This window comes from Arthrobacter sp. TS-15 (genome assembly GCF_006964045.1).
In the GTDB taxonomy this organism is placed as follows: Bacteria; Actinomycetota; Actinomycetes; order Actinomycetales; family Micrococcaceae; genus Arthrobacter.
In genome coordinates, this window is the sequence record NZ_SDXQ01000008.1 from 128,867 (window position 1) to 152,156 (window position 23,290).

General features: G+C 60.0%; 20 protein-coding genes, 2 tRNA genes and 1 pseudogene. 10 read left to right on the top strand and 13 right to left on the bottom strand.

Going from position 1 to position 23,290, the window contains the following annotated elements:
• Positions 1–7: 7 nt before the first annotated feature.
• Positions 8–550, bottom strand: a complete 543-nt coding sequence (locus EU811_RS04410; protein WP_011772794.1) for a peptidylprolyl isomerase — start codon at positions 548–550, stop codon at positions 8–10.
• Between the two features lie 154 nt (positions 551–704).
• Between EU811_RS04410 and EU811_RS04415 the strand changes: the two genes are divergently transcribed.
• Together EU811_RS04415 and EU811_RS04420 are read left to right on the top strand one after the other, a co-directional pair.
• The gene (locus EU811_RS04415) at positions 705–1,640 is read left to right on the top strand and encodes a hypothetical protein (RefSeq protein WP_142937289.1); all 936 of its coding nucleotides are present in this window, start codon (positions 705–707) and stop codon (positions 1,638–1,640) included.
• A gap of 143 nt (positions 1,641–1,783) precedes the next feature.
• Positions 1,784–2,659, top strand: a complete 876-nt coding sequence (locus EU811_RS04420) for a glycosyltransferase (protein WP_142937290.1) — start codon at positions 1,784–1,786, stop codon at positions 2,657–2,659.
• 18 nt (positions 2,660–2,677) lie between these two features.
• Here the strand turns inward: EU811_RS04420 and EU811_RS04425 are convergent, their stop codons facing one another.
• The 12 genes and pseudogenes from EU811_RS04425 to dnaA form a co-directional block, all read right to left on the bottom strand.
• Entirely contained in the window at positions 2,678–3,586 is a 909-nt protein-coding gene (locus EU811_RS04425; protein WP_142937291.1) for a DMT family transporter, read from the bottom strand.
• A 146-nt stretch (positions 3,587–3,732) separates the two neighbouring features.
• Positions 3,733–3,808: transfer RNA gene (locus EU811_RS04430), tRNA-Ala, on the bottom strand.
• Between the two features lie 70 nt (positions 3,809–3,878).
• Positions 3,879–3,998, bottom strand: a complete 120-nt coding sequence (locus tag EU811_RS24070) for a DLW-39 family protein (protein WP_209320078.1) — start codon at positions 3,996–3,998, stop codon at positions 3,879–3,881.
• A gap of 48 nt (positions 3,999–4,046) precedes the next feature.
• Positions 4,047–4,120: transfer RNA gene (locus EU811_RS04435), tRNA-Ile, on the bottom strand.
• 113 nt (positions 4,121–4,233) lie between these two features.
• Positions 4,234–4,935 (bottom strand): DUF3566 domain-containing protein, encoded by a 702-nt coding sequence (locus EU811_RS04440; protein WP_142937292.1) that lies wholly within the window; start codon positions 4,933–4,935, stop codon positions 4,234–4,236.
• Positions 4,932–7,601, bottom strand: coding sequence for a DNA gyrase subunit A (gene gyrA, locus EU811_RS04445; RefSeq protein ID WP_142937293.1), 2,670 nt, complete (start codon positions 7,599–7,601; stop codon positions 4,932–4,934). Before gyrA ends, EU811_RS04440 begins: the two co-directional genes overlap by 4 nt.
• 63 nt (positions 7,602–7,664) lie before the next feature.
• Positions 7,665–9,743: a DNA topoisomerase (ATP-hydrolyzing) subunit B gene (gene gyrB / locus EU811_RS04450; RefSeq protein WP_142937294.1), complete on the bottom strand. Its 2,079-nt coding sequence runs from the start codon at positions 9,741–9,743 to the stop codon at positions 7,665–7,667.
• 337 nt (positions 9,744–10,080) lie between these two features.
• A complete protein-coding gene (locus tag EU811_RS04455) occupies positions 10,081–10,635 on the bottom strand; it encodes a DUF721 domain-containing protein (RefSeq protein WP_142937295.1) in 555 nt (184 codons plus the stop codon).
• Positions 10,622–11,815 carry a DNA replication/repair protein RecF gene (gene recF, locus EU811_RS04460; protein ID WP_142937296.1) on the bottom strand — a complete coding sequence of 398 codons (1,194 nt, stop codon included), beginning with the start codon at positions 11,813–11,815 and terminating at the stop codon, positions 10,622–10,624. The genes EU811_RS04455 and recF overlap by 14 nt, the downstream gene beginning before the upstream one ends.
• A 23-nt stretch (positions 11,816–11,838) precedes the next feature.
• Positions 11,839–12,750, bottom strand: a pseudogene (gnd, locus tag EU811_RS04465) (phosphogluconate dehydrogenase (NAD(+)-dependent, decarboxylating)); the annotation flags it as partial.
• A gap of 14 nt (positions 12,751–12,764) precedes the next feature.
• Entirely contained in the window at positions 12,765–13,889 is a 1,125-nt protein-coding gene (gene dnaN, locus EU811_RS04470) for a DNA polymerase III subunit beta (protein WP_105691206.1), read from the bottom strand.
• Between the two features lie 575 nt (positions 13,890–14,464).
• Positions 14,465–15,883 carry a chromosomal replication initiator protein DnaA gene (dnaA, locus tag EU811_RS04475; protein WP_024818846.1) on the bottom strand — a complete coding sequence of 473 codons (1,419 nt, stop codon included), beginning with the start codon at positions 15,881–15,883 and terminating at the stop codon, positions 14,465–14,467.
• Between the two features lie 465 nt (positions 15,884–16,348).
• Here dnaA and rpmH point away from each other — a divergent pair, with 465 nt between their 5' ends.
• From rpmH to EU811_RS04515, 8 genes are all read left to right on the top strand, one after another.
• Complete coding sequence (gene rpmH, locus EU811_RS04480; RefSeq protein ID WP_011776797.1) at positions 16,349–16,486, top strand: 50S ribosomal protein L34; 138 nt, start codon at positions 16,349–16,351, stop codon at positions 16,484–16,486.
• 41 nt (positions 16,487–16,527) lie between these two features.
• Positions 16,528–16,938 carry a ribonuclease P protein component gene (rnpA, locus tag EU811_RS04485; protein ID WP_142937298.1) on the top strand — a complete coding sequence of 137 codons (411 nt, stop codon included), beginning with the start codon at positions 16,528–16,530 and terminating at the stop codon, positions 16,936–16,938.
• Positions 16,868–17,353, top strand: coding sequence for a membrane protein insertion efficiency factor YidD (gene yidD, locus EU811_RS04490; protein ID WP_142937299.1), 486 nt, complete (start codon positions 16,868–16,870; stop codon positions 17,351–17,353). Before rnpA ends, yidD begins: the two co-directional genes overlap by 71 nt.
• Positions 17,354–17,369: 16 nt before the next feature.
• Entirely contained in the window at positions 17,370–18,353 is a 984-nt protein-coding gene (gene yidC / locus EU811_RS04495; protein ID WP_142937300.1) for a membrane protein insertase YidC, read from the top strand.
• Entirely contained in the window at positions 18,353–18,904 is a 552-nt protein-coding gene (locus EU811_RS04500) for a Jag family protein (protein WP_142937301.1), read from the top strand. Before yidC ends, EU811_RS04500 begins: the two co-directional genes overlap by 1 nt.
• 6 nt (positions 18,905–18,910) lie before the next feature.
• Positions 18,911–19,561 carry a 16S rRNA (guanine(527)-N(7))-methyltransferase RsmG gene (gene rsmG / locus EU811_RS04505; RefSeq protein WP_142937302.1) on the top strand — a complete coding sequence of 217 codons (651 nt, stop codon included), beginning with the start codon at positions 18,911–18,913 and terminating at the stop codon, positions 19,559–19,561.
• A gap of 88 nt (positions 19,562–19,649) precedes the next feature.
• Complete coding sequence (locus EU811_RS04510; protein WP_223941332.1) at positions 19,650–20,705, top strand: ParA family protein; 1,056 nt, start codon at positions 19,650–19,652, stop codon at positions 20,703–20,705.
• Positions 20,706–20,772: 67 nt separating this feature from the next.
• The gene (locus EU811_RS04515) at positions 20,773–22,020 is read left to right on the top strand and encodes a ParB/RepB/Spo0J family partition protein (RefSeq protein ID WP_142937303.1); all 1,248 of its coding nucleotides are present in this window, start codon (positions 20,773–20,775) and stop codon (positions 22,018–22,020) included.
• Positions 22,021–23,290 lie beyond the last annotated feature (1,270 nt).

Here is a 23,290-nt window from a genome sequence, read left to right on the forward strand (position 1 = left end):
TGTGTGACTAGAGCTGTTCGATGTCGATGCTGTTGATGACGACGTCCTCAACCGGGCGGTCGCCCATGCCGGTGCGGACGGACTCGATCGCATCCACAACCTTGCGGGATTCCTCATCCGTGACCTCGCCGAAGATGCTGTGCTTGCCGAACAGCCAGTCGGTGTTCACGGTGGTGATGAAGAACTGTGACCCGTTGGTGCCCTTGCCCATCTGGATGCCGGCGTTGGCCATAGCCAGCTTGTACGGAGCGTTGAAGGTCAGTTCCGGGTGGATTTCGTCGTCAAACTGGTAGCCGGGGCCACCCACGCCGCGACCCAGGGGATCGCCGGCCTGGATCATGAAGTCTTTGATGATCCGGTGGAAAATAGTGCCGTTGTAAAGGGGGGTACCGGTCTTGTCTTCGCCGGTTTCCGGGTGGTTCCAGGACTTTTCGCCCGTGGCCAGGCCAACAAAGTTGGCGACCGTCTTGGGGGCGTGGTTGCCGAAGAGGTCAACCTTGATGTCGCCGAGGCTCGTGTGGATCGTTGCTTTTGCGGTTGCGATGGTCATGGCCCCATTCTTCCATGCAGGGTCAACGCCCGTCCGGCCGTAAAGCCGGTTCCGCGCTGGGTGAAATCCTGGACGTTCTCGGACAGATGAATAGCCGGTGTTCCACAAGCGACGTAGGCTAGCAACAAACGAGCATGTGTATCGGGAGGTAGTTGTGAAGAAATCAGACCGTATTGCCCGCGAACTCGAACAATCAGTCACGGCCGGTGTGGATAACGCCCGCGACTGGGCTGCACCGCGTGTGGAAGCAGCCGTGAATTGGGCTGTTCCGCGTATCCAGCACGGCATTGATAGCGCTTCGCCCAAGATTCAAGAGGGTCTGAAGTCCGCTGCGCACAACCTCGCTGACGGCGTTGCAGTTGTCACACCGCGGATTCAGGATGGGCTGGCGCACCTCGCGCCGAAGATCCATGACGTGGTGGAAGACGCCACACCCAGGATCCAGGAGACGCTCAACAGGGCTACCCCGGCGCTCGGCCATGCACGGGACAAGGTGGTGGACGAATACCTCCCCAAGCTGTCCGAGCAGTTGGGACAGGCATCGGTAGCGGTCCACCACGTCCTAGAGAATGCCCCCGCGCAGGTTGATGCTGTGGCACAGAAGCTGGTTGATTCCGGCGTTGTCCACAGCGTTCAGGAGCAAGCCCAGGCCACCGGCAAGCAGATCAAGGCTGTGACGGACCAAGCCAGCAAGGCGGTCTCCTCTGCATTGGTGAAGGAACAGCCCAAGCCCAAGAAGCGCGGATGGCTGATCGTAACGGTCATTGCCGCCGCCGCTGCTGCCGGTGTTGCTGCCTGGAAGGCTTCCAAGCCGGTTGAAGATCCGTGGAAGACGCCTGCTCCGGTCACACCGACGCCTGCTCCTGTTCCTGCAGCGGCTCCGGCAGTTGCTGAGCCCAAGGCTGCGGACATCACACCGGAGGAAGCCGCAGCTGAGGCAGAGCAGGCAACCAAGGATGCCTTCAAGAACGTCGAGGACTCCACGGAGAAAGTGGCGACGGACGCAAAGACCGCCGTCAAGAACATCGCGGCCAGCCTGCACAAGGACACCGATGGCAAGGAGTCAGATGCCAAGGGTGCACAGAACTAAACACTGACTCACCGCCTCGAAGTGGGGCAAAGAACGTCAAACACTGAAGGGATCCCGGCGATTGCCGGGATCCCTTCAGTGTTTGCCGCCTTGTCATCAATGCCTCCATCACCTGCCCGGGCACGGGTGTTAGATTTATGGTGATGTCAGCCGATAGACCCCTAGCGGGTTCCCTTAAGGATGCTCCGGAACCTCCCGGCGTATCCATCGTTATCCCGGCGTATAACGAGGAAAGCGTCATTCGCCAGTGCCTCATCGCGGCCATCTACCAGTCGGTTCCCGCGCAAGAGATCATTGTGGTGGATAACCTGTCCACAGACCGCACGGCCAGAATAGTGCGCCAGATGCAACAGGAATACCCTGAAAGCCCCATCCTGCTCATGCGGCAGGAGGCCGCGCAAGGTCTCATCCCCACCCGTAACCACGGGCTGAACAACGCCTCAGGGGACGTCGTAGGCCGCATCGACGCTGACTCAGTCCTTGAACCGGACTGGGTGGAACAGGTCCAAAAGGCCTTCACGGATCCCTCGGTAGCCGCTGCCACAGGTCCAGTGGTCTACTACGACATGCCAATGCGCCGGTTCGGGCTCAAAGCGGATGACAAGATGCGCCAGCTCATGCTCCGCCTGGCCAAGCACCAGTACCATTTCCTCTTCGGCTCCAACATGGCCCTTCGACGCTCGGCATGGGAAACCATCCGTGATGAAGCGTGTTTGGACCCCAACGACGAGATGCACGAGGACATTGATCTTTCGCTGCACCTGTTCGAGCACGACCTCAAAGTGCAGTACCTACCCCAAATGGTGTCCGGGATGTCTGCCCGCCGACTTGAGGACTCACCCAGGGACTACCGCTACTACGTCCAGCGCTTCGATCGGACCTACAAGGCTCACAACGTCAAGAAGATGGCTTTGAAGGCACCTATGGTGGTGTTCTTCTCGGTGTACTTTCCGGCGAAGCTGCTGCGTGCCATCCACACGGCCAACTCGGGGCAAGGCACCCGCCGCGGCGGAGTCTAAACGCCCGACGGCGGCACCTTAGTCTGCGCCCAGTTCGGCTTCGCGTCGGTCTGCTTCCGGCCTGCCACGCCGCTGACCGGCTACAACCACGGCCAGCCCTACAAGGATCAGCGCCAACCCCGCATAAGTACCGGCAGGCAACGTTTCATTCAGGAAGATGGCCGCCAAAAGGGCAGCACCTGGAATCTCCAGCAGGATGATCATGGACACCAGTAGCGGGCTCATCGTAGCCAGTAGATGGTTAAAGGCCGTGTGCCCCACCAGCTGCGCACACACGGTGATGGCGATAATGCCAAGCCAACCGCCGGCGTCGAACCCTGAGAGTGGCTGGGCAGTGAACAAAGCCAGCATGGCCACAATCGCCGCACACATGCCGTAGCAAAGTGTGGTGTACGTTCCAGTCCCCATGGACTGCCTCGCCTTGCCACCGGCCAACGTGTACAGGCCGGCCAGGGCGCCGCCCGCAAGTGCCAGGAGGTCACCGAGGAGCGCTTCCGGGGACGAGCCCATATCGAATCCAGTAATCGCCACCACGCCGCCAAAAGCAATGCCCAGCCCCGCCAGGACAGGCCAACGGTGCCGGGTGCCCCGGAACACCTGGAACACGGCGATCCACCCCGATTGCAGGCATACCAGGGCAGTAGCCGCAGCCACCGATGTCAGCTGCAGTGCCGTGATGAAACAAGCGAAATGGAAGGCCAGCGCCACGGCAGCCACGGCAGACCAACCAAACTCACGCCGCGTGATCCTCCCGAACGCTTTCGGTTCCCGAATGATGACGGGGCCCGCCATCACCACGGCACCTATTGCGTTACGCCAGAATGCGATGGCCAGTGCGGTCACCGAAGTGGCACCAAGCGTGCCGGCAATGAGCGGGCCGGAGGAGGCAACACCCAGGACGCCGAGCGCAGCAATGAGAAGGGTCACGGATCCACCCTAGTGTGATTGAAGGTGGCCCTTCCTCCCACGCAGCTTTAGCCCGCCGCAAATTTCGAATACATAGAATTCCGACGACTTGGGAGGAAGGGCTTAAATGCAAAAGTCCCGGTCATTTCTGACCGGGACTTTCCTTATGGTGGAGGCACGGGGACTCGAACCCCGAACCCCCTGCTTGCAAAGCAGGTGCGCTACCAATTGCGCCATGCCCCCATAAGAAGCAACCCGTCAATCATACCCCATGTCAGGACTGGAATTTACCAATCCGCACCGGGCTCTTCGGCTAGTCCACCGTATCGGTTGACTTGCTCCAGACATCCTTCCGGGCTTCGGATTCCTGGGCCTTTTTATAGACCAGGACGCCTGCGACAGCAGCTGCTACAACTACCAGCAACTTCTTCACAAGCACCTCATTCCGGTTCAGTTTTACCTGAACCTCTTTGTGGTTCCGTGGGCGTACCAGGACTTGAACCTGGGACCTCTTCGTTATCAGCGAAGCGCTCTAACCGCCTGAGCTATACGCCCCGATGCCTCATCGGGCCGAGATATGACTGTACAGCACATCCCGGCCCGATCTCAAATCGAGGCATTTCCCCGGTGTAATTCCGCCTATTTCGGCTGATTTCCGGGAGTTTTTGCTAGTCGTCAGTCAGGGTGACGCCGACGCCACCAACCAACGTTGCGGAAATGTTATACAGCACGGCCGAAAGCATGGACAGCGCAGTCAACAGAACCACGTTCACTACAGCAATGATGGTGGCAAAAGATGCCACTTGGCCGAGTGAAGCAATCTTCTTGAGTTCGAACCCGCTGCCCTCGGAGCCTGCCAGGGTGCCAAGGAGGCTGTCCACCTGGTCAAAGATGCCCGTGAGATCCAACACAGTCCACAAGACGATTGCTGCAACCACGGTGACGATGCCCAAAGCAACAGACAACAGGAATGCCATCTTTAGGACCGACCACGGGTCAACCTTGCTGACAAGGAGCCGTGCGCGGCGAACCTTGGCCTTGGGAGCCGGCTTCACCAAGCCGGGCCCACCCTGCGAGGGACGCTGGGCAGGGGTGCCGGCCGGGCGCTGGCCGGGCTGTGCAGGCCGCTGTCCGGGGGCCCCAGCGGGACGCTGACCGGCCTGTGCCGGGCGTTGTCCGGGAGCGCCGGAAGGACGCGGAGCGGAATTAGCTCCGCTCGCGGGCCGCGCTCCGGCACCGGATCCCGCGGACCCGGTTCCAGGGCGCTGCTGGGGACGTGCAGGCGTTCCCGACTGCGTGTTGCCTGATGGCTGCCGGAGTCCGCCGGGGACACCTGTGCTCGGCTTGGGATATGAGTCGGAATTACTCACTCGTTACCTCCGGTGTTGTCTTCGTTCAGCTCCGCGCCCGTTTCGATTTCCGGGTCTGCGTCGTTTTCCGTATCGGCCGTCACGGTCGCCTCAGAGGCGCCGTCGTTTGCAGCCAACGTTACGTCATCGTCGAGTCCGTCCTCGGACTCTTCGCTTTCCAAGCCGCGTTCGCTGTTGCGCGCAACCTCGATGATGCGGTCATTCTTATCCGGCTTCGCAAAGATGACGCCCATGGTGTCGCGGCCCTTGGCAGGGACGCCGGTCACTGCCGAGCGGACCACTTTGCCACCCTCCATGACCACCAGAACCTCGTCTTCTTCCTGCACGATCAAGGCGCCAACAAGGTCACCACGGTCTTCGGCAAGTTTGGCTACCTTGATGCCCAGGCCACCACGGCCTTGGAGTCGGTACTCATCAACGGCAGTCCGCTTGGCGTATCCGCCCTCGGTGACGATGAACACGAACGAACCATCCTGGACCACGTCTGCGGCCAGGAGTTCGTCGTCTTCACGGAACTTCATACCCGTCACACCGGAGGTGGCACGACCCATGGGACGCAGAGCATCATCGGTGGCCGTAAAGCGGATGGACTGGCCCTTGCGGGACACCAGGAGCAGGTCATCGGTTTCACTGACCAACTGGGCGGATACCAGTTCGTCCTCGTCGCGCAGGTTAATGGCAATGACACCGGCTGTGCGGTTGGTGTCGTAATCCTCCAACCGGGTCTTCTTGACCAAACCATTCTTGGTGGCAAGCACCAGGTAAGGGGCCTGCTGGTAGTCCCGCAGGTCAAGGACCTGGGCAATGTGCTCATCCGGCTGGAAAGCCAGCAGGTTGGCTACGTGCTGGCCCTTGGCGTCGCGTCCGGCTTCAGCCAATTCGTAAGCCTTTGCCCGGTACACGCGTCCAAGGTTGGTGAAGAACAGCAACCAGTGGTGGGTGGTGGTCACAAAGAAGTGCTCCACCACGTCGTCGCCGCGCAACTGTGCACCCTTGATGCCCTTGCCGCCGCGCTGCTGCGAACGGTAGTTATCACTACGAGTGCGCTTGACGTATCCGCCGCGAGTGATGGTGACAACCATTTCCTCTTCAGGGATCAGGTCTTCCATGGACATATCGCCATCGAAGCCCATCAGGATATGCGTCCGGCGATCGTCTCCATGCTTGGCAACGATCTCGGCGAGTTCTTCGCTGATGATCTGACGCTGGCGCTCTTCCGAAGCCAGGATCGAGTTGTACTCCAGGATCATCGCTTCGAGTTCCGCGTGGCGGTCCTGGATCTTCTGGCGTTCCAAGGCAGCCAAACGGCGCAGCTGCATGTCCAAAATGGCGCGGGCCTGGAGTTCGTCGATCTCCAGCAACTCCATGAGCCCTTCGCGGGCAGCTTCGGTGGTGTTGGAGGCGCGAATAAGGGCAATAACCTCGTCCAGCATGTCCAAAGCCTTGAGGAGTGCACGCAGAATGTGCGCTTCTTCCTCGGCCTTGCGCAGGCGGTACCGGGTCCTGCGTGCAATGACGTCCATCTGGTGAGCCACCCAGTGCCGGATAAAAGCATCCAGGCTCAAGGTGCGCGGAACGCCGTCGACAATTGCCAGCATGTTCGCCGAGAAGTTGTCCTGCAGCTGCGTGTGCTTGTACAGGTTGTTCAAGACCACCTTGGCAACGGCATCGCGCTTGAGCACGATCACCAGGCGCTGACCGGTACGGCCGGAGGTTTCATCGCGGAGGTCCGCGATACCCGAAATCTTGCCGTCCTTGACCAGCTCGGCAATCTTGATGGCCAGGTTGTCCGGGTTGGCCTGGTAGGGCAGCTCGGTCACCACCAGGCAGGTACGGCCCTGAAGTTCCTCAACATTGACCACTGCGCGCATGGTGATGGAGCCACGGCCGGTGCGGTAGGCGTCTTCGATGCCCTTGTGGCCGAGGATGGTAGCGCCCGTGGGGAAGTCAGGTCCCTTGATTCGCAGCAGCAGAGCCTCGAGAAGTTCTTCCCGTGTGGCCGTCGGGTTCTCAAGCGCCCACTGCACACCGTCGGCAACTTCGCGCAGGTTGTGCGGTGGAATGTTGGTGGCCATACCGACGGCGATACCCGAGGAGCCGTTGACCAGCAGGTTGGGGAAACGCGCCGGCAGGATAGTGGGTTCCTGGTTCTTGCCGTCGTAGTTGTCCTGGAAGTCGACGGTTTCCTCGTCGATGTCGCGGACCATTTCCATGGCCAGCTGAGCCATCTTGGTTTCGGTGTAACGCGGTGCAGCAGCGCCGTCGTTACCGGGCGAACCGAAGTTACCCTGGCCCAGCGCCAGCGGGTAACGCATGGTCCAGTCCTGGATCAGGCGGACCAAGGCGTCGTAGATCGCCATGTCGCCGTGCGGGTGGTAGGTACCCATGACGTCGCCAACAACGCGTGCGCACTTGTTGAAGGAGCGGTCAGGGCGGTACCCGCCGTCGAACATTGCGTACAGAACACGGCGGTGGACCGGCTTGAGGCCGTCGCGGACGTCCGGGAGGGCACGGCCGACGATGACGGCCATGGCGTAGTCCAAGTAGGACCGCTGCATCTCGGTCTGCAGGTCAACCTGCTCCACGCGGTCAGTCAGCACATCACCCTCGAGAACAACATCCTCGACGTCGTTCGATTCCGGGACTTCGGGAGTTTCGTCACTCATAATCTAAGGTTTCCGTTTCAGGTATATGTCAGTTCTGGAATATTCAGTTGCCCCTGTGGGCCCCTAGATATCGAGGAACCTGACGTCCTTGGCGTTCTGCTGAATGAAGTTACGACGCGATTCGACGTCCTCGCCCATCAGGACGGAGAAGGTCTGATCTGCGGCCAGGGCGTCATCCATGGTGACCTGCAACAGGGTGCGACGATCCGGGTCCATGGTGGTGTCCCACAACTCGGTGTAGTCCATCTCGCCCAGGCCCTTGTAGCGCTGGATGCCGTTGTCCTTGGGCAGGCGCTTGTTCATGGACGCACCCTTACGGATGGTTTCGTCGCGTTCGCGGTCGCTGTACACGTAGTCGTGGGCGGCGTTTGACCACTTGATCCTGTAAAGCGGCGGTTGGGCCAAGTACACGTAGCCGTTCTCGATGAGCGGACGCATGTAACGGAACAACAGTGTCATCAACAAGGTGGTGATGTGCTGGCCATCGACATCAGCGTCGGCCATCAGAACGATCTTGTGATAGCGAAGCTTGCTGATGTCGAAGTCCTCGCCGATGCCAGTGCCGAAGGCGGTGATCATTGACTGGACTTCGGCATTACCCAAAGCCTTGTCCAAACGAGCGCGCTCCACGTTCAGGATCTTGCCACGCAGTGGAAGGATGGCCTGGGTCTCCGGGTTGCGGCCACGTTTGGCCGAGCCGCCGGCGGAGTCACCCTCCACGAGGTAGACCTCGCAGCGCGAAGGATCCTTGGACGAGCAGTCGGACAACTTACCGGGCATGCCAAACGACTCCAGCGGGCTCTTCCGCCGGGCATTGTCGCGGGCTTTACGAGCGGCCATACGTGCTTGGGCAGCCGAAATGGCTTTGCGGATCACGTCGCGGGCCGGGCCGGGGTTACGTTCCAGCCAGTCACCCAACTGATCCGTGACAACACGCTGGACGAAGCCCTTAACCTCGGAGTTGCCCAGTTTGGTCTTGGTCTGGCCTTCGAACTGCGGTTCGGAAAGCTTCACCGAAATGACGGCGGTCAGACCTTCACGGATGTCATCACCGGTAAGGTTGTCTTCCTTTTCCTTGATGATGCTCTTCTCGCGCGCATAGCGGTTGATGAGCGAGGTCATCGCGGCACGGAAGCCTTCTTCGTGCGTTCCGCCCTCGTGAGTGTTGATGGTGTTTGCATACGTGTGGACGCTTTCCGAGTAAGCGGTGGTCCACTGCATGGCGACCTCGACGGCGATGTGCCGCTCGGTGTCTTCAGTTTCGAAAGCGATGACGTCCTCGTGGACAATCTCCACCTTCTTGTTCGAGTTCAGGTGCTTGACGTAGTCCAGCAGACCGTCCGGGTACTGGTACACAACGGTGCGGTGCTCGGCGGCTACCTCGCCTTCGGTTGCCACGGCATCCAGATCGAGATCATCGTCGCCGCCGCGGTTAACCGGACGCTCATCCGTCAGCGTGATGCGCAGGCCCTTGTTCAGGAAGGCCATTTGCTGGAAGCGTGCACGCAGTGTCTCGAAATCGAACTCGGTGGATTCGAAGATGGTGCCGTCCGGGTAGAACGTCTGGGACGTCCCCGTGACATCGGTAGCCTCGCCCTTGACGAGTTCGCCCTGAGGCTTGCCGCCGTCGGCGAAGGTCATGCGCCAAACGTGACCCTGGCGGCGGACTTCCGTATCAACCCGGCGCGACAGGGCGTTGACTACGGAGATACCAACACCGTGAAGGCCACCGGACACTGCGTAGCCGCCGCCGCCGAACTTACCGCCGGCGTGCAGGATGGTCATGACTACTTCAACAGTCGGCTTGCCCTCTGTCGGGTGGATATCCACGGGAATACCGCGGCCATCGTCCACCACGCGCACTCCACCGTCAGCGCGGAGCGTGACTTCAATGTGGCTGCAGTAACCAGCCAACGCCTCATCAACAGAGTTGTCCACCACCTCATAAACCAAGTGGTGCAGGCCGCGGGGACCGGTTGAGCCGATGTACATGCCGGGGCGTTTACGCACGGCTTCGAGGCCCTCCAGCACGGTGATGTCGCTGGCACCGTACTCCCTGCGCTCCTCCACGGGCGTGTCAGGCTTGGGAACAGTCTCCTCTTCGGGCTCTACTGCCAAGGTCTCTGCATTGTCGTTAGCCACAGGCGCTTTCGACTCCTCTGTACTCGATGTCGGCCGTTCCCGGAGTTGCCCACGGCTAACCGCGGCCGCCAACGGGCACGTGACTGATTGCGCCGTCTAGTCCGACGACGGGGGTCCCCGATGCCACAGGAGTGGATTCAGGACCCGACGACGTTTCACCGGCGCTCAGTGATCTACGCCAATTCTATCGTGGAAAGGCGCAAATCCTTGCAAATACGGGGGCAGCCGACAGCTGAATATGGCCATGGGAGACCACTGGCCCTATCTTCAATGGCCCTGCGGTGGTCCCGACGGGGGCCTATACGACTCGGGGGCGTTGAAACGCCCTGCACGCCGTTTAGCCGTACGTGTCCCGCGGGCCTCGACCGTTAACGCTGCGTCCGCCTTTTCGCCAACTTGGAGCCGAAGGTCCCAACACCTGGATGCTGGTCACAACGCCTTCGCCCAGTTCGTTGCGGAACATCTCCAGAAGGCTGGTGCTCAGCAACCGCAGCTGCGTCGCCCACGCGGTGGAATCGCAACGAACATGGAGTGTGGTGTCAGTAAAGCTCTCCGGCGTGCAGTGGGCGGAGATATCCGGTCCCACCAGCGTCTCCCACTCCGCCATGACGGAACCAACGGCCACGGGCGATGTCCAACCACGTTCGGCCACCAAGCGTCCCACCACTTTTCCCAAACCCAAGGGATCACGGCCGCTGCCGTGGAATTGGGCAAAACCCCTGGTATCCCGGAGCCCCTTACGTTTGGGAGCTGACCCGGGCCTCGGCGCGCGCTGCCGCACTTCTCCGCGTGCAGCCGCAGCCTCGCGCATACGGTTCAGCGCCGCTTGGGCAGCATCAATCTCATCCGGTTCACGGCCAGGTTGAAGTCCCTCGTGGCTATCCTTCGCCATCGATGCCTCCCGGAACAACGGTTACGCGCCGTCCGGCCAGCTCCTCGGGGATATCGGCATCGACGGCGGCGGTCACCAGCACTTGCTCGGCGCCGGCGACTATTGCAGCCAGTTTACGCCGCCTCTGGACGTCCAATTCAGCGAAAACATCGTCCAGGATGAGGATCGGAGCAGTGCCACCGGTACGGGCGTCGTCCAACATCACATAGTAGGAAGCCAACCGCAGCGAGAGGCACATGGACCACGTTTCACCATGGGACGCATAACCCTTCGCGGGTGCCTGCCCCAGAACAAGTTCCAGTTCATCCCGGTGCGGCCCTACCAAGGAGATGCCCCGTTCGAGTTCCTTTTTCCTGGACGCCGCGAAGGCCTGGATGTAGCGCTCCGTGAGTTCATCAACGGACAGCAGCCGGAGGTCATCAACCGACGCCGAAGGTTCCGTTCCGTGGTCGTCCGGACCGCCGTCGTCGTCAAGTACGCCTTGAATGGTTGAGCGGTACACGGCCCCGGCATCCTTGGATCCGTCGGTGAGCTGCGCATATGCGTTATTCAGGTGGGGACGCAACCGCTCCACAAGCTCAAGGCGGGCATGCAGCAATTCTGCGCCGGCGCGGGCCATGTGCTGGTCCCAGACATCCAGGGTTGCCTCATGTCCGGCGGTGAACTTACCTGCCCGGGCGGATTTGAGCAATGCATTGCGTTGCTTCAGAACGCGGTCGTAGTCGCTGCGGGTGGCAGCATGCCGCGGAACGAGGCTCACCAGCAATTCGTCCAGAAAGCGTCGGCGGTTCGAAGGATCACCCTTGACCAGTGCCAGGTCTTCGGGCGCAAACAGCACAGTTTGGCAGATGCCGAGGATATCCCTGGCTCTCACCGGGTTACTTCGATTGATCCGGCCCCGGTTTGCCCGGCCGGAATTGATCTCAAGCTCGATGACCGTTGACTGTTCTCCGCGGACCAGCCTGGCCCGGATCAACGCGCGCTCCGTCCCGAAACGAAGCAGCGGCGCATCCGTGCTGACCCGATGGGAGCTCAGGGTAGCCAAGTACCCAATGGCCTCCATGAGATTGGTCTTGCCGATTCCGTTGGAACCCACCAAGACCGTAACACCAGGGCCGAGCTTCAGGTCGACCTGTGCATAGCTTCGGAAATCCGTCAGCGAAAGATGTTCGAGGTACACGCCGTCTGCAGGAGTCCTGCGGCCTAGTTGGCCGGACGGGTGGCGTGTCCGCCGAACTGGTGGCGCAGGGCGGACACCATTTTCATGGCCGGGGAATTGTCTTCGCGGGAGGCAAAGCGGGCAAAGAGGGCAGCCGTGATCGCAGGCGCGGGCACTGCGTTGGCGATTGCCTCTTCCACGGTCCAACGTCCTTCGCCGGAGTCCTCAACGTAGTCATCAATCGATGCCAAGCCTGGATCTTCGTCCAGCGCTTTGACCATGAGGTCCAAGAGCCAGGAACGCACAACCGTGCCCTTTTGCCATGCACGGAAAGTCCCCGGAAGGTCCTTCACGATGTCTTTTGCCGCCAGCAATTCGTAGCCCTCGGCATATGCCTGCATGAGGCCGTACTCGATGCCGTTGTGAACCATCTTGGCGTAGTGGCCAGCACCAACTCCGCCCACGTGGACGAAACTGTCGGCCCGTTCACCCTCGGGGCGGAGAGCGTCGAAAACGGGCATGGCGAGTTCGATGTCTTCGTCGGCACCGCCTGCCATCAGGCCGTAACCGTTCTGCAGGCCCCAGACACCGCCGGACACACCGCAGTCCGCGAAGCGGATGTTCTTCTCGGCCAGTGCAGCAGCGTGCTTTTGGTCTTCCGTGAAACGCGAGTTGCCGCCATCGATCACCATGTCACCCGGGCTGAGCTTCTCGCCAAGCTCCGTTACCACCGCATCAGTGATGGCACCGGAGGGAACCATCACCCAGACCAACCTCGGAGTGGGCAGTGCAGCGATGAGTTCATCCACCGACGCGACATCCGTGACCTCGGGATTGCGGTCAAAACCGGTGACCTCAATGCCACCGTTCCGCATGCGTTCCCGCATGTTGAAACCCATTTTGCCGAGGCCGATCAATCCGATGTGCACGGTGTGAACTCTTTTCTGCGAAGGTGGCTGCTACGTTCCAGCTAATTGGGGAGGCGGACCGGCATCACGAGGTAGCGGTAATCGTCCTGGTCTTCGCCGTCCGCTTCAGCCTGGGCCGTGATCATGGCCGGCTTGGGAGCAGTGGTGAAGGAGAAACGAACGTACTTGGTTTCGATTACGCTCAAGCCCTCAACGAGGTAATGCGGGTTGAAGGCAACGGTGATGTCCTCACCGGAAAGCTGGGCTTCCAGCTCCTCGGAAGCCTGCGCATCCTCGCCTGTGCCGGCGTCGAGATTCAGCAGGCCCTGGGTGAAGGCAAGGCGGACCGGGGTGTTTCGCTCGGCCACGAGCGAAACACGGCGGACGGCCTCGACGAGTTCCTGAGTCTGGACTGTTGCGTGGATCGGAGTGGAGTCCGGGAAGAGCGAACGGATCTTGGGGTAGTCGCCATCCACCAGGAGTGATGTGGTGGTTCGTCCGCCGCTTTCGAAGCCAATGAGCCGGCTGTCATCGTCAGCCAAGGCGAGGTTGATGTCGCCGCTGCCACCGAGCGTCTTGGCTACTTCGTTCAGGGTTTTGGACTTGACCAGTGCACTGGTGGAAATTCCCGGGGTTACGGGCTTCCAGGGGACTTCGCGCATAGCGAGGCGGTAGCGGTCCGTGGCAAGAAGCGTGATGAGGTCATCCTCGATCTCCATGCGGACGCCAGTCAGGATGGGCAAGGTGTCATCCTTGCTTGCCGCGATGATCACCTGGGACACGGCCTGGGAGAAGGCGTCGCCCGGCAAGGTTCCGCTGATGGCCGGGAGTGCCGGAAGTGCGGGGTATTCGGACTCGGGCATGGTGGCCAGATGGAAGCTGCTTCGACGGCAGGTGAGGGTGACCTTGCTGCCATCGGTTTCCACTTCGACAGGGGCCGAGGGCAAGCTGCGGCAAATGTCTGCCAACAGGCGTCCGGAGACCAGGATAGTGCCTTCCACAGCGATATCTGCCGGGATTTCCAAACGCGCTGAGGTCTCGTAGTCAAAGCTGGAGAGACTGACGGTACCTGCCTCGGCTTTGAGGAGGAGACCGGAGAGCACGGGGACGGGCGGCCGCGGAGACAACGACCGCGCGGTCCACGTAACGGCTTCTGCCAGGACGTCGCGGTCGACTCTGAACTTCACGGAAGGGTGCCGCCTTTCATTGCTGCTGCCATGTAGTAGCTGCGGATTCCTGCTTGGAAGCCGCTAAATCTTCGCGGTCCGGCACCGGAACCTGCATGGTCCGCGCTGAGCGAACTACAAACAGACCCAAGGATGGGAGCGCTGCTGACAGCTTAGCCGGAAGATCCGCGATTAACCCATCCCCGTCGGGCCAGCACCCTCGTATGTGGATAGCCACGGGCCGGCCTTGGCCGGTCTGGGTGCTCGTGATCTGCAGGAGGGGATGGGCGCCGGAACGAGATTGTTATTTGAGGGATTTCAATTTTTTGGGATTCGTAGTGTTAATAACTGCTGTGGAAACTGTGGATAACTCGATCTAGCCCCGCAGATCCGCGGTTAAGCCCTGTTCACGGATTGTGTGTTAACTGGGTTTTAAACAGGGTGTGGATGGGGACAACTCCCAGGCCCGTTTTTAACGATCCACAGGTGGCTTAAGGGTTTTAAGCCCATTAACCGAGCTTGTCCCCTTAAGTATCCACAGGCTTATCCACATGCACCTGTTAATAAGGCATGTAGTGGCGGGTGCGATGTGGATTTCAGGAGTCGCGCTGCTGTTGTTTGATCCGGTTGGTGAGCTCAGTGACCTGGTTGTAAATCACACGGCGCTCCGCCATCAGCTCACGAATCTTGCGGTCCGCGTGGATGACAGTGGTGTGATCACGGCCTCCGAGTTCCTGGCCGATCTTCGGCAGGGACATGTCCGTCAGCTCGCGGCACAAGTACATGGCGATCTGTCGAGCTGTCACCAAGGTGCGTGTACGGGACTTGCTGCAGAGCTCTTCCATGCTGAGCTTGAAGTAGTCGGCCGTCTGGTCCAGGATCTGCTTCGCCGTGATTTCCTGGGCGCCGTCGTCGGTGATCAGGTCTTTCAGAACCATTTCCGCCAAGGCCACGTCCACCGGTTGGCGGTTGAGGCTCGCGAATGCCGTCACACGGATCAGTGCGCCCTCAAGTTCGCGGATGTTGCTGGAAATCTTCGACGCGATGTACTCCAGAGCATCATCCGGTGCAGAGAGGCCTTCGCTGAGGCCTTTCTTGCGAAGGATCGCAATCCGGGTCTCAAGTTCCGGCGGCTGGATATCCGTCAACAGGCCCCATTCGAAGCGCGACGTCATGCGGTCCTCGAAGCCTGCCAGCATCTTGGGAGGCTGATCCGAGGTGATGACAACCTGCTTGTTGGCGTTGTGCAGGGCGTTGAACGTGTGGAAGAACTCTTCCTGGGTCCGGTCCTTGCCCGCCAGGAACTGGATGTCATCGATCAGGAGCACATCCACGTTGCGGTACGTGGTCTTGAAGCTGGTGCCTTCGTCATCGCGGATGGAGTTGATGAAGTCGTTGGTGAATTCTTCGGAGTTCACGTAGCGGACCCGGATGCCGCTGTAGAGCCTGCGGGCGTAGTGTCCGATCGCGTGGAGCAGGTGGGTCTTACCCAAACCCGAATCGCCATAGATGAACAACGGGTTGTAGGCCTTCGCGGGCGCTTCCGCCACAGCCACGGCGGCAGCGTGCGCAAAGCGGTTCGAGGAACCGATCACGAAGGTATCGAAGATGTACTTCGGGTTCAGGCGCCCGAACTCATGTGAGGTACTCGGGGGTGTGGGCTGCGGCTTCGGTTCGGCGAAGTCAGAAACAGCAGAAAGCTCGACGACGGGTTCCGGCTCCGCGTGGACGGGCACCAGATCGGTGTCCACGTCGATTGCGCAGCGAATGTCGTCGGAGAAGACGTTGCGGAGGGCATCGTCCAGGGCGTCCTTGACCTGCGTCTGGAGGACTTCGCGGGTGAGCTCGTTGGGAACGGCCACCAGCAAGGTTGAACCGATGAGGCCCTGGGCTTGGGCGAGGATGACGAAACCGCGCTGACGGGGTGAGACCCGGTCGTCCTGTTCCATAAGGCTCAGTACCCTGCGCCAGGAACTTCCGACAGTGTTGGCGTGGTTGGCTTCGTCTACTGTCATCAATCAGTTCCTAAATACTTGCTTGCCGGCGTTGCTGGCAGCCGAAGTCTCTCCGGCGGCGCTGTTCTGGGCGATAATCCACAGAGTTATACACAGCGGGTGGACATTGGGCTACTGAGCCACTCTAGGGGATGAAATCGCTAGAAGATAGCTGGGAAGTTGCCTGTGGATAATTACACCGTTGTTGTTCCGGAAAGCGGCCTGTGAGCCACTTCATCCACAGGCTGGGAACCACGGTTGGGCACAGCTGTGGATAGCCCCGCAGAAGGCTCCCGGTTTGACTGTGGGTGCCTTTTTGCCCTAACGTTGTGAAGTCCTTTGTGTCCGCTTTTGAGATCAGTTGTAACTCCGTACGTTCACCGTGCGGAAGGCAACGGCGGCAGGCACATACAAAACTTAGCGTCGGCCAGTTCTTCCCCTTTTTTGATCGGGTGGGCGCACCTTTGATCCACTGGAGTAACTAACGTGAGCAAGCGGACTTTTCAGCCGAATAACCGCCGTCGGGCCAAGAAGCACGGCTTCCGCCTTCGTATGCGCACCCGTGCCGGCCGCGCCATCCTGGCTGCCCGTCGCGGCAAGGGCCGCGTCGAACTGTCGGCGTAAATAACTGACTTGTCGGTCAGGGTCTTTTTGCGGGTTCGACGGTGCTAGCCACCCCTAACCGTCTGCGGACGTCTACCGACTTTTCAACAACTGTACGTTCCGGCGTCCGCAATGGACGCCGGAACTTAGTGTTATATACGGCCTCTATAGGGGCCGGGGAGCCGAGTCGAATCGGCTTCATTGTCTCCAAAGCCGTCGGGAACGCCGTGACCAGGAACCTCGTTAAGAGGAGACTGAGAGAAGCAGGCGCCCTGTCCTTGCACACGCATGGAACGGGTCTGGCGGTAGTAGTCCGGGCGCTGCCCGCAGCTGCAACAGCCAGCTGGGAGCAGCTGCTCTCGGACTACAACGCCGCACTGGCAGTGACGACGAAGCGATTGAGTGGCTCAGGTCCACGCAACGCTTCGACTGAACACAACGGCACCACTACGGAAGGGACACCGCGTGCATGACATAAGCACCGCCGTCGTTCCTTCCTCAAACGACCCCTCCGGCAAGGTTCCGCATCGGAGCCTTCCGGCGGCGGTAGGCATGTTCCTCTGGGAGCTGCCCCGTAACATCCTCATTCTCTTGCTGAAGACGTACCGCAAGGTCATCTCGCCCCTGTACGGCCAGGTTTGCCGTTTCTTTCCCTCCTGCTCCGCATATGCGCTGGAAGCAGTAACGGTGCATGGCGCCGTGAAGGGCAGCTGGCTCGCAGCCAAGAGGCTCGCCAAATGTCATCCTTGGAATGCCGGTGGAGTGGACCACGTCCCCGCCGGCCACCGTCATTGGCCTGAAGGCCGGACGCCCACAATTGTTGTACTGAACAATCCGGACCAGTTCCTGGCTGTTCAGGCTGATGAAGAAGGCCGCTCTGCGGCCTAACGAATAGGGATATCGTATGGACTTCTTTGAAACAATCATGTTTCCGTTCAAGTGGCTGGTGTCAATCATCATGGTTGGCTTCCACGAGGGACTGAGCTTCATTGGCCTGCCCGCCGCGAACGGCTGGACGTGGACTCTGTCCATCATCGGCCTCGTGTTGGTGATCCGTGCCGCCCTGATTCCTGTCTTCGTCAAGCAGATCAAAGCCCAGCGCGGTATGCAGCTGCTCCAGCCTGACCTGAAGAAACTTCAGACCAAATACAAGGGCAAGACCGATCAGCTCTCCCGCCAGGCCATGGCGCAGGAGCAGATGGCGCTGTACAAGAAGCACGGGACCAACCCATTCTCGGCATGTTTGCCGATGCTGATCCAGATGCCGTTCTTCTTCGCGCTGTTCCAGGTGCTGTCTGGCATCTCCACCAACGCCAAGCAGGGCCAGGGCGTCGGTGCCATGAGTCACGAACAGGTGGTCCAGTTCGATTCATCCAGCATTTTTGGCGCTCCGCTGTCCGCTTCGCTGCTTCACGGTGATCCCAGCGGCGGCAACAGTGCCGTGGCTGTCTGGGTTCTTAGCATCATCATGATCGTTGCCATGACGGCCTCGCAGTTCATCACGCAGAAGCAGATCATGGCCAAGAACATGTCCGAAGAGGCCATGGCCAGCCCGTTCATGCGCCAGCAGAAAATGATGCTTTACATCCTGCCGCTCGTGTTCGGTATCGGTGGCATCAACTTCCCCATCGGTGTCCTTATCTACTGGACCACCACCAACTTGTGGACCATGGGCCAGCAGTTCTTCGTCATCCGCCGTATGCCCACCCCGGGTTCCCCCGCCGCTAAGGCACTGGAGGAGCGCCGTGCCGCCAAGGGCCTCCCGCCCCTGCTGGGTGGCAAGAAGACCGCGGACGCCGCCGCAGAAGCCGAAGCTGCTGCTGCGGCAGCCGCCGAAATCAGGGCTCAGCGCGTCCAGCCACAACGTAAGAACAGGAAGAAGAAGTAATGTCTGCCGAGAGCACTGAAGAAGTTATTGTCCCTGTGACTGAGGAGCAGGAAGTCTCCACGGAAGAGACCCAGTCCAAGACGGCCAGCCGCTTGGAAGAGGAAGGCGACATTGCCGCCGATTACCTTGAGGAACTCTTGGATATCGCCGACATCGACGGCGACATCGACATCGAGGTCCGCAACGGGCGCACATACATCTCCATCGGTGCTGATGAAGAGTCTGCTGCCTTGGACAGCCTCGTAGGACGCGACGGAGAAGTCCTGGAAGCATTGCAGGAACTGGCCCGCCTTTCGGTTCTGTCTGCTACGGAGAGCCGTTCCCGCCTCGTCCTGGATATCAACGGCTACCGTAAGGAACGCGCTGGCGTGCTCCAGAAGATTGCCGAGGATGCCGTGGCCAAGGTCAAGGCTGATGGCGGAACTGTGGCCCTGGAGCCGATGAGTGCTTACGAGCGCAAGATCGTCCACGACGTCGTTGCTGACCTCGGATACGTCTCCGAGTCCGAAGGCGAAGGCGCTGGCCGCCACATCGTCGTTTCGGCCGACTAGCAGCTCATGGTAGAAATCACCGCAGCTGAACTGGAAGCGGCAGAGAAGATTTTTGGGGAGCGCTTGGATCTTGCCAAGCGTTACGTGGAACACTTGGCTACATCGGGTACCGAGCGTGGGCTCATAGGGCCGCGCGAGATTCCACGTCTGTGGAGCCGCCATGTCCTGAACTGTGCAGTTATTGAGTCCGCCATCGCCATGGACAGCCACGTTGCCGACGTCGGATCCGGTGCAGGCCTCCCAGGCCTTTGCCTTGCCATTGCCCGCCCGGACCTTGAACTGACATTGATCGAACCGCTGGAACGGCGTGTCATTTGGCTCCAGGAAGTGGTGGATGACCTCGGCTTGAACAACGTCACCATCATGAGGACGCGGGCTGAGCTGGCAGTTGGAATGGTGGACGCGGATGTTGTGACCGCCCGGGCCGTTTCTGCGCTTTCCAACTTGGCCGGTCTCACTATCCCCCTTCTGAATGGCCACGGCGAAGTTGTTGCCATCAAGGGACGCAGTGCCGGTGAAGAGATCGAGAAGGCCAGGAAAGTTATCCGCAAACTCGGTGGCGTGGACACGTCAGTTGTGGTTTGCGGACAGAAGCTTTTGGAGGAACCCACCACCGTGGTGAGGATCATCGTCAACAAGCCCGGAAAGACGGCGTAGGTCCCGCCCGGTTTCCCGCGTGTCGGCGGCTGAGCGGTTAGGCTAGAGAACGGCAGCAAAGCGCCGAATGAGAGTGAGAGTGTGACCAGTGGGCAGTAGTGAAACCTCCACGCAGCGAATCCCCCCGTTTATGTCTCTGGGGTCCGCGCGGGCCATGGCTACACCCTCCGCATCTCTTCAGTCTGCGATTGTGCGTACAGATTCGGTTGATAATGCTGCCGTTTCACGTGAAACGGTCTCAGATGGAGTGCGTAACGTCATGGATTCCATCGATGATTCCAGCCCCATCGCACGTCAGCTGGCTAACGAGACCCGTAGGCGCGAACGGCTGATCGGCAGGGAGCTGCCCAAGCCGAGTAGGACCCGAATCTTCACGGTCTCCAACCAAAAGGGCGGCGTCGGCAAGACCACCACTACGGTGAACATTGCCGCCGCATTGGCATCTGCCGGCCTCAACGTGTTGGTAATCGACATCGATCCCCAAGGCAACGCATCTACTGCTTTGGGCATCGAACACCACGCTGACGTGGACAGTATTTACGATGTTCTGATAAATGATCTTCCACTCAGGGATGTTGTGGCCCCATGCCCTGACATTCCAAACCTCATCTGCGCACCCGCAACTATTCACTTGGCTGGAGCTGAGATTGAGCTGGTTTCGCTTGTTGCCCGTGAACAGAGGCTCCGGCGCGCCATTGACGTCTACGCCAAGGAGCGGGAGAACGACGGCGAAGGTCGCCTGGACTACATCTTCATTGACTGCCCGCCCAGTCTTGGGCTGTTGACGGTCAACGCATTCTGCGCCGCCAGTGAAGTCCTTATTCCCATTCAATGCGAGTACTACGCACTCGAAGGCCTGAGCCAGCTCCTCAAGAATATTGAGATGATTCAGAAGCACCTTAATGCTGACCTGGTGGTTTCTACTATCCTCTTGACCATGTACGACGGTCGCACCAACCTGGCTGCGCAGGTAGCCTCCGAGGTTCGCCAGCACTTCCCGGACCAAGTCCTGGGTGCTGTCGTTCCGAGGTCGGTACGTATCTCTGAGGCTCCCAGCTACCAGCAGACCGTCATGACGTACGATCCTTCTTCGAGCGGCGCGCTTTCCTACATGGAAGCCGCAGCCGAAATAGCCGAACGCTAGAATTCTTGAAACACTGCAACAGCTTGGGCCGTTCCGTGCTCAGCTATTCCATCGGAGGGATGAATCAATGAGCGAAAAGCGAAGGGGCCTCGGCAGGGGTCTTGGGGCTCTCATTCCTAGCTCGGCCTCGGCCCAGGGAAATGGTGCCGCACCCTCCCGTCCGGTGGATCTGTTCTTCCCGGAGGCGAGAAAGACTGCGGCGACCACCGTAGAGACCTTACTCGAGGATTCGAGTGCTGTTGATTCCAAGCCGGCTGCTGAGAAGACGTCGGCCGCATCCGCAGCGGATGAGGGCGCAGCTGCAGCATCACGCACCAAAGCCGCGGCGACAAAGTCTTCCCGCGCCAAAACTACTTCACCTTCCAAAACTGCCGGCAAAGCTTCCGGTTCACGGTCAGCTGCCAGTAAGACGGCCGCCGACTCAGAAGGCTCGACGGCGTCAGCCGCACCTACCACGCCCCCGGCACAGTCAGCTCCCCAGGTAGAATTGGTGGAAGTTCCCGGGGCTCGATTTGCCGAGATCCCCGTGGGCGACATTCATCCGAACCGCAAACAGCCTCGTTCAGTCTTCGATGAAGATGACATGGCCGAGCTCGTGCACTCCGTGCGCGAAATCGGCGTCCTCCAGCCAATTGTTGTACGTACTTCAACCGAAAAGGGTGGAGAACCGTACGAGCTGGTCATGGGTGAGCGTCGGTGGCGTGCCGTCCAGGCTGCAGGACTCGACACGATCCCTGCAATTGTCCGTGACACCACGGATGATGACCTCCTTCGCGATGCTCTCCTTGAGAACCTCCACCGTAGCCAGCTGAACCCACTCGAAGAGGCTGCGGCTTACCAGCAACTTCTGGAGGACTTCGGAACCACGCACGAGCAGTTGGCCGACCGAATTGGCCGCTCCCGTCCTCAGGTGTCCAACACACTCCGTCTGCTCAAGCTCCCGCCGTTGGTTCAGCGCCGCGTGGCTGCCGGCGTGCTGTCTGCTGGGCATGCACGCGCTCTGCTATCGCTCCCTGATGCTGCAGCCATGGAAAGAATGGCACAGAAGATCGTGGCCGAGGGCATGTCAGTCCGCGCTACCGAAGAGTCGGTTGCACTTTACCAGGATCCCACCGCGCCGGCCAAGAGCAGCATCCCTAAGCCCAATGCCCGGCACGAGCGTCTGGACTACCTGGCATCATCACTCTCGGACCGTTTGGATACTAACGTGAAGATCACTTTGGGTGCACGAAAAGGGCGCGTCAGTATTGAGTTCGCCAGCGTGGAAGATCTTAACCGGATTATGGACGTTCTGGGGCCGGGAGCCGACGACTGATTCTTAGCACTGCAACTGAATGGGGCTCACCTACGGTGTGGGCCCCATTCTTGTTAAGTGGGCAACGTCGATAATTGCTCTGCTCGGGTACTTTCCGCCCGACTTATGGGTTGAGTGTTTCACGTGAAACTATGTGTCCCCTTTGGTTAAGGACCGCTGGTAAATACGCCTACGCGGACGGATTGCCGCCAGCATAGGCATTCTGTGCGAAATGTGGCTGGCGTATGGCGCATTTCGAGAATAGTTCAATCTGGTGCATGGGGTCCCGGGGGAACGAGGCAGGCAGGCGGGAGTCATTTGGCTGCACGCATTCTCCTGGACCAGCACTAGCGCCCAGTGGATGTCAGAAGGCCTCAAGGTGCCCCAAGCGGACACTGAGTGCCACAAGTCGGGTTAGCACCCGTATAGGCTGTATACGCGTTGAGGTGGGCCTGTGTACTGAACGAGCTATTAGGGGTCTGTCGGTTGTCCGGCATGGCACCGAACCTACAGGAGTTCGGTCCTGGTCGGCCATGTCATCTACGGAACAGTGCCCCGCGGTTCGCTAATTGCCTTCATTGGTACGAAGGATTGATGGATGGCCGAGGCCAAAATGGTCGCTTCCTGTCGGGTTTAGATGGGCTTTGGGTACAGTTCGGGTGTGGTGCAGGTTCTAAGGCACAGATGGACGCGAGCGAGGCCGCCAGTCAGCCCTCTCTTACCCTGTTTCACGTGAAACAACGCAACGGTTCCTAGGGAGAGGTGGTTCAATTCGACGAAATCAGTGAGCATTCTTCGAATGGCTCTCCGGACCTCATTGGGTTTCAGGGAATCGAATCTAGGTTTGGGAAGAAGTGACAATCCCTCGGAGGGCCGGTCTCTCTCTGTGTTGCTCCAGTACCAACACAGGAGGAGACTGGGATACTTCGCCGGGTCTAGTGCCGAGAACGATCGGCTCTGCACTTGTGGTGGCGTTCTGGGTACCAACGCTGATAACGAGTCCATCAATGGCGTGCCCCGTCTTAGTCTTCCGGTACTCCCAGGAGTAGGTGTAAGCGGCGGTCCGGGCTCCGATTTGGCCCCCTCCGTCCCGGGTGGTCAGGCAGTGGGCGTTTACATCTCGGAGGGAAGTTACAGGGGATGTTTCACGTGAAACGGGGCGTCGACGCATGACCCAGAGATGCGACCCTACTGGAGCTGAACGTTGAGGATATCCGACTCTGAGAGCTCGTAGTACGCCTTCGTTGATCCGGCGGATGCCACAGATCGCTGAATCCCCCGCAGGCGCCAA